This is a genomic window from Catenulispora rubra, from assembly GCF_015356825.1.
GTDB classification, from domain to species: Bacteria; Actinomycetota; Actinomycetes; order Streptomycetales; family Catenulisporaceae; genus Catenulispora; species Catenulispora rubra.
This window is the reverse complement of sequence record NZ_JAACYW010000024.1, coordinates 58,740-69,227: the sequence shown is the minus strand read 5'-3', so window position 1 is coordinate 69,227 and position 10,488 is coordinate 58,740. Positions and strand designations below refer to the sequence as shown.

Sequence of the window (10,488 nt, the reverse complement as noted above, 5' to 3'; positions counted from 1 at the left end):
GAACTGCGCCGTGTACTTCGTGAAGTCCCAGTTGTTCTGCGGGACCGAGGAGCAGCTGCCCGACAGCGTGCCGTTGTTGTCCGGCGGGCTGCACTGCCGGTCGCGGTTCACCGACCAGTAGGTGTAGCGCGCCAGGCCGTGGCTGGTCGCGTAGTTCAGCACCGATTGGAAGTCCGACTGGTAGAAGAACTCCGCGGCGTCGGTGCGGCCGTTCATCATCGACACGCCCTCGTGCTGGTAGGCGGTCGTGGAGTCCCAGCCCATGTGCGTCTGCAGCAGGCCGTGGAACGCCTCCAGCGCGGAGATCTGGGACGACGCCCCGCTGAAGCCGCCGTCGAACGGCATGATGGAGAAGTTGTTGGGCGTGAACCCGATCGAGTGCGCCTGGTCCAGGAGCTGCGTGCCGAACCAGCCGGTGCCGGCGGCGGTGCCCGGCATCGTCACCGAGACGTACAGCCCCGGGTTGTTCTGCTGCAGCGTCTTGGCCGCGCCGAGCTCGTTGGCGATGGCCGAGGTGTTCTCGTACTCCGGCTCTTCGAGGTCGAAGTCGATGGCGTGCAGCCCGTAGGTGGTGACGACCTGCTGGTAGGCCGCCGCGGTGGCCGCGACGCTGCCGCAGGTCTGGCCCAGCTTCGTGCCGCCGTAGCCGCCGACCGAGACCGAGACGTCGCCGCCCTTGCCGCGGATGGTGTTGATGACGGCCGGGATGGCGGTGTCCGAGCCGATCGGGCTGGTGCCGCCCCAGGTCGCGGAACAGCCGCCGCCGTTGGGCGCCAGGATGAACGCCAGCTGGAAGGCCTTCTGGCCGGTCGCGTCCATGACCGCCGAGATGTCCGGCGGCGAGTTGTCCTCGGGCATCAGATACGGCGCCGAGGCGTACCAGGTGCTGCTGAGCGGGGCCGTGCCGGGCGCGGCGTGGCCGGTGGCGGCGAGCGCCATGGTGGTGCCGGCGGCGATGGCCAGTGCCGCTGTGGGCAAGGCTATTCGCCGCTTCAAGCTCGCGGTTGCCATGGGGTCTCCGAACGGGTGGCGGGGGAGGGAAAGCGAGGGAAAGTACTGACTCCGTCAGTCGCGAATCATGATTGGACTAGACCAGCTTCCCGTCAAGGGCTACGGGTAAAGGCGCGGCAAATAAGGGTCAAGCATGAGTGATCGCTCGGCTGACCTGCGAGAAAAGATCAGTGGTTTAGACCCTTGACAGAACTCAGTGGTCTAATCCACTTTGTGTGTCAGGGCGATTACATCGCCTCACACTGAGACCTTCCTGCCCCCACACGGAAAGGTACGACCCTCCCATGACGACTCCAGCCCCGGGCCGTCGCCGCATGGCGATCCGGACCGGCGCACTCCTTGCCGCGGCGATAGCCGCGACCGCGACGGCGCTCGTGCACAGCGCCTCGGCGGCCCCGAAGGCGGCCTCCGGTGCCAACGTGTACTCCGTCGCCCCGTACGTCGACATGTCCAACGGCCAGGAACCGGTCCTGGACACCGCGATCACCGGGCACGGCGTGAAGGCCTACACCGCGGCCTTCATCATCGGCGTCGGCTGCAACCAGGAGTGGGGCGACACGCTCCCGGTCGGCAACGACTCCTATACGGACCCTGAGATAGCCCGCGCCAAGTCCGAGGGCGCCTCGGTCATCATCTCCTCCGGCGGCGCCGCCGGCGAGGCGCTGGCCTGGACCTGCAGCGACCAGTCGGCGATCCAGGCCGGCTACCAGGCGATCATCAGCGACTACGGCGTGAACCACCTCGACTTCGACGTCGAGGGCGCCGCGGTCGCCGACCAGGCCGCGGCCACCCGGAACTTCACCGCCATGGCCGCGCTGAAGGCCGCCAACCCCGGCCTGCAGTTCTCGATGACGATCCCGGCCCTGCCCTCGGGCCTGACGCAGGACGGCGTCAACATCCTGCAGAGCGCCAAGAACGTCGGCGTGAAGATCGACGTCGTCAACATCATGGCCATGGACTACTACCAGGGCCAGCAGGACATGGGCGCGGCGGCGATCAGGGGCGCGCAGGCCACCCTGGCGCAGATGCAGTCCGTCGACCCGAGCTACACCTACGCCAACCTCGGCATCACGCCGATGATCGGCGTGAACGACGACGGCTCGGTGTTCACCACCGGCAACGCCGCCAGCGTCGAGCAGTTCGCCGCCTCCAACGGCGTCGGCCGGCTCGCGTACTGGTCCATCGACCGCGACCAGCCCTGCCCCGGCGGCGCGGGCGGCGGCGCTTCGTCGACCTGCTCAGGGGTCGGCGACGCGAAGCTGGCGTTCGCGGACGCGTTCGTGCCGTACACGGGCAGCGGCGGCGGGACCGGCGGGACCACTGGTGGGACGACCGGCGGGACCACGGGCGGCACGACGGGAGGCACCACCGGCGGGACGACCGGCGGCGGTGGCTGCACGGCGGCGGCGTGGAGCGCGAGCACGTCGTACGTACCGAACGACGTGGTGTCGTACAACGGGCACAAGTGGACGTCGCTGTACTGGTCGACCGGCGTGACGCCGGGCTCGGCCATCGCCTGGAACATCTGGAAGGACGACGGCGCCTGCTGAGACGCTTCGCGCCGTCCTCCGACGGCCGCCGCCGCCCGGTGTGGGTCACACCGGGCGGCGGCGGTTTTTGCGCGCCCTGACCAGGCGGACCTCACATCTAGAACCAGAACTAGCTGCGGCCCAGGCCCAGACCAGCTCCAGCTCCTACCCGAACCCCAGGCGCAGCCCTTGTCCGAGGCCCAGGCCCAGGCCCAGATCATGCTCGAGCCCTGCCCGAGCCCTAGGACAGACCGGCCTTGCCCCAGCCCAGGTCTAGCCTCGACCCTGACCTGGCCTATCCCTCTGAGCTCCGCGCTCTCAGTCAGCCTCAGCCACCCGCGCCGCCCCGCAGCTGCCCGCGCCGATCCCACCACATCGCGATCGCCGCCATCGCGACCGCCATCGCGGCCAGGCCGTGCACCGTGCCGATCGACCAGGTCAGTCCGGCTGCTGCGCCGCCCCAGGCGCCGAGGGTGTAGGCGAGCCAGACCAGGGTCAGCAGCGTGATGCCCTTGCGCGCGTGGCGCCCTGGTTCCTCGGCGAAGGTCGAGATCAGCGTGACGAGGGTGCCGGTCAGCGTGGTGGTCGAGATGCCGCGCATGGCGACCCTGGCCGCGTACACGCTCTGCACTCCCATCGCCGCGGCCGCGACGCCTAGGCGTAGTTCGCGCGGGGCGGCGGCCAGCACGATCACCGATGCGAGCAGCAGTGCCTCGATCGCCAGCAGGACCCACGGTGGCTCCCCGTTGCCGTGGCGGCGGGAGCGGCGTAGGGGTAGCACCGAGACTGCGACGCCGAAGCAGAAGCCGAGTAGTGACGAGAACGGGCCGTAGGTGTCGGCCCCGGCCAGGACGCCCGCGTCGTGCACGCCCGGGACCCAGCGTTCGGCGACCTGCACGGCGAGGAACACCGCGTTGCCCGTCTGGTTGGCGACGAACACCGAGCCCGAGCGCACGTAGGCGACCGAGTCCACCCAGCCCGCGACCGCTGTCAGCAGCACCAGCAACCCCGCGGTGCCGTGCACCTTCCGCCCTCGCGCCACGGGTATCAGGATGGCGCGGGTGCCGGCGCGGGCGGTGCAGGCGCGCCAGGCCGACGGGGGCAGGTCACGATGTCGGTACCCAGAAGCGCAGCTTGTGGTCCTGCTCGTCGACGAACCGGCCGCGATCGGGAGTGCTGCCCGGAGCATCGCGGTGGCGTGCCCATGGCACGAAGCCGGGCTTGGTGCCGGCCTGGGTGCCCTCGGCGAGCAGGCGCGCGACCTAGGTCTCGAAGGCCGCCTGCGTCATCGATGTCCGTGATGAACCACGAGACCTCAAAGTCCCGCGACGGCCCGACAGGACAATCGCCGGCGAACGAGCGGTCGCCCGAATGGCGCCGCCCGCTACCCGGCGCGCGGCGGCCGTGCACACGATCGACACGTGTCCATGCACGGAATCAGAGCCACCCTGCAGCCGCCCGACGGCACCGAATTCACCGAGGACGCCATCCTGACCCTCGCCACGGGTACCAACGGCGGCCAGCTCTACAGCGGCAGCGGCGGGTTCTGGGTCGAGGTGGTCGGCGACCCCAACGGCCCCCACCAAGTCGCGGGCTTCGGCTGGCCGGACGGGGAACGCGGGCACACCATCACCCACGTTGTCCCCGTGCTGATCGACTAGCGTCCGGCGAAGCCGGCGTCGTCGCCGAAGCCGTGGTGACGCATGCCCGCGGCTCCTACCAGCCCCGAGCGCGCCACTCCTCCAGCTGCGGACGCTCCGCGCCCAGCGTCGTGTCCTTCCCGTGCCCGGGGTAGACCCAGGTCTCGTCGGGCAGCCGGTCGAAGATCTTCGTGACCACGCCCTCGTAGAGCGAGTCGAACGCCTCCTTGTTCCCGAACGTCCCGCCGACGCCGCCGGGGAACAGGCAGTCCCCGGTGAACAGGTGCGGGGTGCCGGTGGGGTCCCGGTACAGCAGGGCGATGCTGCCGGGGGTGTGCCCGACCAGGTGGATTGCGGTGAGTTCGATGTCGTCGAAGCGCAGGACGTCGCCGTCGTCCACCGGGACGTCGGTCTTGACCGGGATGCCCTCGGCGTCCGCGCGCCCGGCGTGGGTGCGGGCCGCGGTGGCGGCGACGACCGCTTCCAGCGCCTGCCAGTGGTCGCCGTGCTGGTGGGTGGTGATGACCGCCTGGAGGCCGTCGGGGAGCAGGGCCAGCAGGGTCGGGGCCTCGTTGGCGGCGTCGATCAGGACCTGGGTGCCGCTGCTCTTGCTGCGCAGCAGGTAGGCGTTGTTGTCCGCGGGGCCGACCGAGACCTTGGTGATGGTCAGGGCGGGCAGGTCGCGGACGGCGGGTGGGCCGCCCTGGGTGACGTCGCCGGTGTAGTCGGGCATGGTGGCTTCGGTTCCTTCGAGGTCTGAGATCGAATCTGGTCTGTGTCGGTGCCGAGGGACATCGGTGCCGAGGTATAGCGAATCGAGGTACAGCGAATCGAGGTGGGTTCTACGCCCCGATCCCGGCCCGCTCCGCACCCAGCGTGGAGTCGTTTCCCCGAGCCGGGTACACCCACGTCTCATCGGGCAGCGCTGCCAGCGCTCCGGTCAGTAGCTCGGCCGGTGTCGGACCCGCACCCGCCGCCGACAACAAGTCCCCGGTGAACAGATGCGGATGCCCCTTCGGATCGTCGTACACCAGCGCCACCGCCCCCGGCGCGTCGCCGGCCAGGTGCATCGCCGTCAGCACGGAGTGCCCCAGCCGGATCTCGTCCCCGTCGTGCAGCGCCACCTTCGTCGGGACCTCGATCGCGCCCGCGTCGTGCGCCCCGGCCATCGTCACCGCGCCGGTCGCGGCCACCACCTCGGCCAGCGCGCGCCAGTGGTCGCGGTGCCGGTGCGTGGTCACCACCGCCGCCAGCTCGCCGTTGACCAGCTGGATCAGCGCCGGGGCGTCGTCGGCGGCGTCGATGAGCACCTGCTCGCCGCTGAGCCGGTCGCGCAGCAGGTAGCAGTTCGCCGCCTTCGGGCCGACCGCGATCTTGGTGACGATCAGCTGCGCGAGTTCGTGCACGGCCGGCGGGCCGCCGACGTGGACGATGCCGTGGTACGTCATCGGCCCTCCTCAGGCCCAGGCCGGCAGCTTCGGCAGCGGGCCGCGGCCGCCGGCCGGGATCACCGCGACCAGCCCGTCGCCGGAGGCCCGGCCGAGCAGCCAGGCCAGCAGCGCCCGCTTCGGGCCGCGCACGATCACCACGCCGGAGTCCTGCGGCTCCGCCTTCACGCCGTAGACCTGGTCCTCCTCCTCGACGTCCAGCCGCAGCGCCGGGAACTCCGGCCGGGTCTCGAAGCGGGCCAGCGCGTCGGCGAACCAGCGGTCGGTGAAGGTGTCCGACCAGTGCGCCGGGGTGAAGTCCAGGTCCAGGTCGACATGGTGGATCAGGACCTCGCCGAGCCGCTTGCCGGGCAGCTGGTGCGCCGGGTACGGGGTCGCCCCGGCCGTCCGGTACACCGGGGCGTCCCAGTGCCCGGCCGCCTGCGCCGTGGCGTACGCTTCGACGAACCGGCCCGCCGATTCCCGCAGGTCCGCCAGCTGCTCCTCGACCGGCCGGGAAGAGCCGGCCTCGACGTCGGCGTTGCGCTTGTCGTCGGATTCGTACATCGGCGTGACCTCACCGGTCGCCGCGGTGTTGAGCATGTTGGACAGGCCGTCGGCGTTGCGGGCGATGTGGGCCAGGACGTGCCCGCGCGTCCAGCCGTCGCACAGCGAGGGCTCGCGCACTTCCTCGTCGGTCATGTCGGCGACGGTGGCCAGCAGGTGCGCCGTGGCCTCGGTGATCTGCTCGAGGTCGGCGGCGGCGTCGAAGGAGGCGGGGATGGTCGGTGATTCGGTCACGGCGGTAACTCTTCCGTACCCGACCCCCGTCTGCCACACGGATCTTGAAGTAGCTGGGACGGATCGCGCGCCCGCAGTCGGGTCGGCGCGCGGACCTGCGGGGCGGCCGGAATCCGGAACTTGTCGGAGGCCCCGTTTAGCATCAGTGCGAGTCATGTCTTCAGGAAGGTTGCACTAGTGGATCGGCTGATCGTCCGCGGCGCGCGGGAGCACAACCTCAAGGACGTCTCGGTGGACCTCCCCCGGGACGCCCTTATCGTGTTCACCGGCTTGTCCGGCTCGGGCAAGTCCTCGCTGGCGTTCGACACGATCTTCGCTGAGGGCCAGCGGCGATACGTGGAGTCGCTGTCGGCTTACGCGCGCCAGTTCCTCGGGCAGATGGACAAGCCCGACGTCGACTTCATCGAGGGGCTGTCCCCGGCGGTGTCGATCGACCAGAAGTCGACCTCGAAGAACCCGCGCTCGACCGTGGGAACCATCACCGAGGTCTACGACTACCTGCGGCTGCTCTACGCCCGGGCCGGCCACCCGCACTGCCCGGTGTGCGGCCGCCCGATCGCCCGGCAGAGCCCGCAGCAGATCGTGGACCGGGTGCTGGAGCTGGAGGAGGGCACCCGCTTCCAGGTCCTGGCCCCGGTGGTCCGCGAGCGTAAGGGCGAGTACGTCGACCTGTTCGCCGAGCTGCAGACCAAGGGGTACAGCCGGGCCCGGGTGGACGGCGTCGTGGTGCAGCTGACCGAGGCGCCGACGCTGAAGAAGCAGGAGAAGCACACCATCGAGGTGGTGGTGGACCGGCTCTCGGTCAAGGCCAGCGCCAAGCGCAGGCTCACCGACTCGGTGGAGACCGCGCTCCAGCTCGGCAGCGGCATGATCACGCTGGAGTTCGTCGACCTCGCAGAGGACGACCCGAACCGCGAGCGCATGTACTCCGAGCACCTGTACTGCGTCTACGACGACCTGTCGTTCGAGGAGCTGGAGCCGCGCTCGTTCTCCTTCAACTCCCCCTTCGGCGCCTGCCCGACCTGCTCGGGCCTGGGCGTGAAGCTGGAGGTGGACACCGAGCTGGTGATCCCGGACCCGGACAAGACCCTGAACGACGGCGCCATCACCGTCTGGGCCGCCTCCGGGATGGGCGCCAGCTGGTTCGGGCACATGCTGGCCTCCCTGGGCCAGGAGATCGGCTTCGACATGGACACGCCCTGGGGGCGGATCCCGGCCAAGGCCCAGAAGGTCATCCTTGAGGGCTACAAGAAGAAGCTCACGGTCCGGTACACCAACCGGCACGGCTCCAAGCGCGCGTGGGAGACCACCTACGAGGGCGTCAAGCCGTGGATCACCCGGCGCTACGCCGAATCCGACAGCGACAGCGCCCGCGAGCGCCTGACCGGCTACATGCGCGAGGTCCCGTGCGAGGCCTGCGACGGCACCCGCCTCAAGCCGGTCATCCGTGCCGTCACCCTGGGTGGGGAGCGCTCCGAGGGCGGCCGCTCGATCGACGAGATCGCCGCGCTGCCGGTCGGCGAGTGCGCGCAGTACCTGCGCGAGCTCACCCTGTCCGACCGCGAGGCGCAGATCGCCGCCCGAGTGCTCAAGGAGGTCAACGAGCGGCTCCAGTTCCTGGTCGACGTCGGCCTGGACTACCTGTCCCTGGACCGCGCCAGCGCCACCCTGGCCGGCGGCGAGGCCCAGCGCATCCGGCTGGCCACCCAGATCGGCTCGGGCCTGACCGGCGTGCTGTACGTGCTCGACGAGCCCTCCATCGGCCTGCACCAGCGCGACAACCACCGGCTGATCGACACCCTGATCCGGCTGCGCGACCTGGGCAACACCCTGATCGTGGTGGAGCACGACGAGGACACCATCGCCATCGCCGACTGGGTCGTGGACATCGGCCCGGGCGCCGGCGAGCACGGCGGACAGGTCGTCGTCTCCGGCACCGTGGAGGACCTGCTGGCCTCCGAGGACTCGCTGACCGGCCAGTACGTCTCCGGACGGCGCCGGATCGAGATCCCGGCGATGCGGCGGCCGATCGACGCCAAGCGGCAGCTGGTGGTGCGCGGCGCGCGGGAGAACAACCTGCGCGACATCGACGTGGCCTTCCCGCTCGGCGTCTTCGTCGCGGTCACCGGCGTCTCCGGCTCCGGCAAGTCCACGCTGGTCAACGACATCCTGTACTCGACGCTGGCGCGCGAGCTGAACGGCGCGCGCACCGTGCCCGGCCGGCACACCCGGGTGGACGGCGTGGACCTGCTGGACAAGGTCGTGCACGTCGACCAGTCGCCGATCGGCCGCACCCCGCGCTCCAACCCGGCCACCTACACCGGCGTGTTCGACCACATCCGCAAGCTGTTCGCCAACACCACCGAGGCCAAGGTCCGCGGCTACCTGCCCGGCCGGTTCTCCTTCAACGTCAAGGGCGGCCGCTGCGAGAACTGCCAGGGCGACGGCACCATCAAGATCGAGATGAACTTCCTGCCGGACGTGTACGTGCCCTGCGAGGTCTGCCACGGCGCGCGCTACAACCGGGAGACCCTGGAGGTCCACTTCAAGGGCAAGAACATCGGCGAGGTCCTGGACATGCCGATCGAGGAGGCCGCGGACTTCTTCGAGGCGGTCCCGGCGATCTCCCGGCACATGCAGACGCTGGTCGACGTGGGGCTGGGCTACGTGCGCCTGGGCCAGTCGGCGACCACGCTGTCCGGCGGCGAGGCGCAGCGCGTGAAGCTGGCCGCCGAGCTGAAGCGCCGGGCCACCGGCCGCACGGTCTACGTGCTGGACGAGCCGACCACCGGGCTGCACTTCGAGGACATCAACAAGCTGCTCGGGGTGCTCCAGCGGCTGGTCGACCAGGGCAACTCGGTGATCGTGATCGAGCACAACCTGGACGTCATCAAGACCGCCGACTGGCTGGTCGACATGGGTCCCGAGGGCGGGCGCGGCGGCGGCATCGTGGTCGCCGAGGGCACGCCGGAGGACGTGGCGAAGGTGGCCGGCAGCCACACCGGCCGGTTCCTGGAGCCGATACTGCACGGCGAGGCGAACGCCGCGACCGCGGCGCTGACGGCGGCGCAGGCGCGCAAGCCGAAGGTCGCCGAGGCGATCGAGGCGGCGAAGCGGAGCAACGCGCCGCAGCCGGCGGGTGCGGCGGGCGCGGCGAGTACGGCATCGGGCGGTGTGGCGGCGGCGAAGAAGACGGCGGTGGCGGCCAAGACCGCCGCGGCGAAGGCACCGGCGGCCAAGACTCCGGCGGCCAAGACTCCGGCGGCGGCCAAGACCACGGCCGCCAAGACGGTCGCGAAGAAGGCGCCCGCCAAGAAGGCCGCCGCGAAGAAGTAGCAATAGGGGTATGCGTAGGGGCACGGGCCCGTGCCGATCGTGCTGATCGGCGCGGGCCCGCCGCATGTCCAGTGCATGTTCACCACACGACCGGGCCTCAAAGAATTCTCACAGACGGGCATGATGGACTACTCCCCATGTCTGATCATGTAGAGGTCGAGGAGTCGGGGCCGGACCGCCGGTCCGTCATGAAGGCCGCCGCCCTGGTCGTGGTGCCGGTGGCCGGGGTCGGCGCGGTCGCGGCGTGCTCGAGCAGCTCGAGCAGCTCGTCGTCCGGCGGGTCGTCCAGCGGGAACGGGAACGGGACCGTCGCCGTGCCGTCGTCCTCGGTGCCGGTCGGCGGCGGGTACATCGACAAGTCGAACAACGTCGTGGTGACGCAGCCGCAGGCCGGGGTCTTCAAGGCCTTCACGGCGGTCTGCACGCACCAGGGCTGCACGGTCGGCGGCGTCACGAACAACCGCATCGTCTGCCCCTGCCACGGCTCGGTCTTCAGCGCCCAGGACGGCTCCGTGCTCAACGGCCCCGCGGCCTCGCCGCTGGCGGCCATGACGGCCAAGGTGAACGGCGCGAACGTGGACGTCACCGGTTCTTCGAGCTGATTCGGGACTGCCCGCGCCTACTGGAGAAACATCCTGTCATTGGCCCCGATCGGGCGACCCGCGGTTGTCTTCAGCGCCCGCGTCGCCCGACCGATATCCCTAGTGATCGTGCTCGCCGACCACTATTCAAGGGAGAACATCG

General features: G+C 70.3%; 9 protein-coding genes. 4 read left to right on the top strand and 5 right to left on the bottom strand.

Annotated elements, in window-relative coordinates; translation table 11 throughout:
• Positions 1 to 1,011, bottom strand: a 1,011-nt coding sequence (locus GWK61_RS09910; RefSeq protein ID WP_194907495.1) for a chitinase, incomplete at its 3' end; no start/stop codon positions are given.
• A gap of 284 nt (positions 1,012 to 1,295) precedes the next feature.
• On the opposite strand from GWK61_RS09910, the gene GWK61_RS09905 reads away from it, so the two are divergent.
• A complete protein-coding gene (locus tag GWK61_RS09905; protein ID WP_194907494.1) occupies positions 1,296 to 2,561 on the top strand; it encodes a chitinase in 1,266 nt (421 codons plus the stop codon).
• 307 nt (positions 2,562 to 2,868) lie between these two features.
• On the opposite strand, the gene GWK61_RS09900 is transcribed toward GWK61_RS09905, so the two are convergent.
• Positions 2,869 to 3,582: a DUF1275 family protein gene (locus GWK61_RS09900; protein WP_194907492.1), complete on the bottom strand. Its 714-nt coding sequence runs from the start codon at positions 3,580 to 3,582 to the stop codon at positions 2,869 to 2,871.
• Positions 3,583 to 3,961: 379 nt separating this feature from the next.
• On the opposite strand from GWK61_RS09900, the gene GWK61_RS09895 reads away from it, so the two are divergent.
• Entirely contained in the window at positions 3,962 to 4,201 is a 240-nt protein-coding gene (locus tag GWK61_RS09895; RefSeq protein WP_194907490.1) for a hypothetical protein, read from the top strand.
• 55 nt (positions 4,202 to 4,256) lie between these two features.
• Here the strand turns inward: GWK61_RS09895 and GWK61_RS09890 are convergent, their stop codons facing one another.
• The 3 genes from GWK61_RS09890 to GWK61_RS09880 form a co-directional block, all read right to left on the bottom strand.
• Entirely contained in the window at positions 4,257 to 4,913 is a 657-nt protein-coding gene (locus tag GWK61_RS09890) for an MBL fold metallo-hydrolase (protein ID WP_194907488.1), read from the bottom strand.
• Positions 4,914 to 5,022: 109 nt separating this feature from the next.
• A complete protein-coding gene (locus tag GWK61_RS09885; RefSeq protein ID WP_194907486.1) occupies positions 5,023 to 5,628 on the bottom strand; it encodes an MBL fold metallo-hydrolase in 606 nt (201 codons plus the stop codon).
• 9 nt (positions 5,629 to 5,637) lie between these two features.
• The gene (locus GWK61_RS09880; protein WP_194907484.1) at positions 5,638 to 6,408 is read right to left on the bottom strand and encodes a maleylpyruvate isomerase family mycothiol-dependent enzyme; all 771 of its coding nucleotides are present in this window, start codon (positions 6,406 to 6,408) and stop codon (positions 5,638 to 5,640) included.
• 177 nt (positions 6,409 to 6,585) lie between these two features.
• On the opposite strand from GWK61_RS09880, the gene uvrA reads away from it, so the two are divergent.
• Both uvrA and GWK61_RS09870 read left to right on the top strand, forming a co-directional pair.
• Positions 6,586 to 9,744 (top strand): excinuclease ABC subunit UvrA, encoded by a 3,159-nt coding sequence (gene uvrA, locus GWK61_RS09875; protein WP_194907481.1) that lies wholly within the window; start codon positions 6,586 to 6,588, stop codon positions 9,742 to 9,744.
• A gap of 137 nt (positions 9,745 to 9,881) precedes the next feature.
• Complete coding sequence (locus GWK61_RS09870) at positions 9,882 to 10,346, top strand: Rieske (2Fe-2S) protein (RefSeq protein WP_194907448.1); 465 nt, start codon at positions 9,882 to 9,884, stop codon at positions 10,344 to 10,346.
• The last annotated feature ends 142 nt before the right edge of the window (positions 10,347 to 10,488 follow it).

Bases quoted from the DNA above. Each gene is read 5' to 3' on its own strand.
- GWK61_RS09905 (WP_194907494.1), top strand. From the start codon at position 1,296: ATGACGACTCCAGCCCCGGGCCGTCGCCGCATGGCGATCCGGACCGGC.
- GWK61_RS09890 (WP_194907488.1), bottom strand. From the start codon at position 4,913: ATGCCCGACTACACCGGCGACGTCACCCAGGGCGGCCCACCCGCCGTC.
- GWK61_RS09885 (WP_194907486.1), bottom strand. From the start codon at position 5,628: ATGACGTACCACGGCATCGTCCACGTCGGCGGCCCGCCGGCCGTGCAC.
- GWK61_RS09870 (WP_194907448.1), top strand. From the start codon at position 9,882: ATGTCTGATCATGTAGAGGTCGAGGAGTCGGGGCCGGACCGCCGGTCC.